Annotated in this window: 2 protein-coding genes; both read right to left on the bottom strand. The window is 39.4% G+C overall.

Going from position 1 to position 3,024, the window contains the following annotated elements:
- Window positions 1–670: hypothetical protein (locus RBQ93_RS12385; RefSeq protein ID WP_320372430.1), on the bottom strand; the 670-nt coding region annotated here is incomplete at its 3' end.
- 10 nt (window positions 671–680) lie between these two features.
- Window positions 681–3,024: alpha-amylase family glycosyl hydrolase (locus RBQ93_RS12380; protein WP_320372429.1), on the bottom strand; the 2,344-nt coding region annotated here is incomplete at its 5' end.

Raw genomic sequence — 3,024 nt, 5'->3', positions numbered from 1 at the left:
AATCTGCTGATAAATTTGTGGAACTGGCACTCAGTGTATAACCAACACGCCGCGTTGTCCCGTTTTCCAAAAAGTTTGTTTTATAGGTCGGAAAACTTGTTTCATTAATGCCAAAGATATCAGCACTAGTTTTAATTGAGAACTCTAAGTCTTTGGTTAAACTAACTCCGAGCAGCGAATACTCATCCGTGTTTAGCACAGTTGAGAAACCTTTAGTGAGTTGATAAGTATCAACACTGACGCCATCGACGGCTAAATATGCGTAACCAGTTGGTAATGGCTCTTCTCCATCTGCAAGTGGCGGTGTAATTTCTTCCCACCAGGCTTGTAGAATTAAACTATTAACGCTTGGCATCACGTCAACTGCTTGAAGACCATTTTCACTTGGCACCACCCAATGAAGAAATTTCGCACCGGTGGTTGATGTGATGCGCGTAGCATCAGGTAGTGCAGTATTGGCAAGTGCTTGATAGGTATAACCATTTTCGATATATTTTCCTTCAACGACACTGCCAGCGCTACCATCGATAAGACCAATACTAGTCAGATTTAAATAGACTGTCACATTTTGTTCAACAGCGGCAAGTTCAAATTGTTGTGGCTTAGAAGAATAATCGACGTTACTAATCATTAATGCTAATAATGCAAAAGCTAAGAGATTTTTTTTCATATGTGTTCTCCTATTGATAAGTTACGAGGATGCTTTGTCCAGGTAAGGAAGATAAATTTGCGTTTTTATAAGAATATAAAATTGTCCCTGTTGCTCCACTTGGTGTAGCGGAAGCAAGGCCAAAGTTAATATAAACACGCGCTACATGTGTTTCGTAGGTAAGTGAGAACGAAAACACATTTTCATTTCCGTTATAAATACCCGCGTAGTTTCCCCGAATAAACGTCTCGTAGTAGGCACTATTTGATTTTATTGCGGTTAAATCTTGGAAGAAATTTAATAAAGAGTTATTATCGCCTTCTTGTAAATCCACACCTTTTAACGCATTACGGTTGTAATCATCCCAAGCAACTTGATAGCCAGAGAATGTATAAGCAGTATTCGCAGGATCACTATCGTTACTATCCCACTTCATCGGCTGCCGATACCAACGGTCGAGATGGTAATCCTCACCAATTGCTAGTTCCGGAGCATTTTCTGCGTTATTAGGTACGATGTTACCGCTCATTCCGAGTTCATCACCATAATAAATGAATGTTAAGCCTGGTTGAAGAATCAAAGTAGCAGCGTATAAACGGGCTTTTTCAAGCGCATTTGGTGCATTAGACGCCGTAATCGCGGTGTGCTGTTCGCTAACTGTCGCACCAATCCCTGTGCGGTCGTTATTAACATGATTAAGCATACGTTCAACATCATGATTAGAGGTAAAGCCACTGTTAATCGCACGATCGTTGCGTTCAGTATTAAACATATTGTATTTGTTGCTTACTTTATCCGTTGCCTCAACATTTGCTTTGTTTTCGCCCGACTGATAAAAAGTATTATTTACAAAGTGATAATAGGCGGCAAAATCAAACTGCGAATCCATCCCTTGATAATACGGAGCGATGCGCGCATCCCAGCCATCAAAGTTTTCACCAACAATAAACGTGTTTGGATATAAGGCCTTAAGTTTAGCGGAGAACTCTCGGAAAAAATGTAGATTCTTTGTTTGATTGGTCGAATAATCAACACCGGTGCTTGGATCAATGTCGTCTTTAAAAACATCGCCAGAAACCGTTTCCACTTCATCTTTCATGTAGATGTGTTTAACCGCATCAATTCGGAAACCATCAAGGCCAAATCCCAGCCAGAATTTCGCAACATCAAGCATCGCATCACGCGTTCCTTGATAGTCATAATTTAATTCGGGCATCGATGAACCGAATTTGCCGTAATAATAATAATTAGTGGTGGCATAACGATACCATGGAGCTTGTAATGGAGTTAAAGAATATTTCCAATGGTAGAAATTACGATAATCAATTTGATTACCATTGATATCAGTACCCATCGCAAGACTAGCTGAAGCTTTAAACCATAAGTGATTCTTCGATGTATGATTAACAACTAAATCCATTAAGACACGAATGCCTTTGCTATGCGCAACTTGAATCAGTTCACGGTAATCTTCTAACGAACCAAACCGTGCATCAACTTGGAAAAAGTTGATTGTGTCATAACCATGATATGATTCACAATCTTGAACAGGTGTTAACCAAATGACGTCGACATTAAGATCTGATATGTAGTCTAATTTATTAATGATTCCGCGGATATCGCCTAAGCCATCTTCGTTACTATCGGCAAATGAAGCCACTTGAATTTGGTAACCAACACCTGCTTCATTAAGGAAATCTGGTGAAGTTGGCGGAACGCGATAAAGCGATGGCGCACTACTATTAATATTGTTTTTAGATTCCATTGAACTATCGCTAGGATCGGCATAGGGATTATTTACTTCTTCATCACTATAAATATATGATGGCTCGGCACTACGACCTTCAGTTGTAAAGACGTGAACTGTCCCATTGGGACGAACATTTTCATTAATATTTGATAAATAAACATCACCACCGGAATCTGATTCCCACATTCCCGCTGATTTAGTTAATGATTCTTTTGTAACAATAAGAAATCCGACTTTTGTCGAACCAAGGAAGTCAGCACTTTCGAGGTTAATCGCCACATAAGCGCCAGCTTGATCATAACCCGACCAATTAAATTGCTGACCTTCATTATCACTAGGGACTTTTTGCCAGGCCCAAACAAAATAATCATCATATGTCAGTGGGTCGCTTCGTAAATAGTGAATGTATAGGTAACCATCAACCCAGCCGTCACCATCAAGACTATCTTCGTATTCGGCGGGTGGTAACTCAGAAATTGATGGTAAGATTGATTCTTCATCAGCACTTGTATTTGATGTTATTTCACTTGATTCACCAGAAATCGAATCACTATTAAGCGAATCAGACAAAGATGAATTACTCAGTGAATCTTGATTACACGAACTTAAAAGTAAAATAAATAAT

This window comes from Trichlorobacter sp. (assembly GCF_034008105.1).
In the GTDB taxonomy this organism is placed as follows: Bacteria; Desulfobacterota; Desulfuromonadia; order Geobacterales; family Pseudopelobacteraceae; genus Trichlorobacter.
Note: the sequence above shows the minus strand (reverse complement) of the source record. Positions and strands in the feature narration are given on the sequence as shown.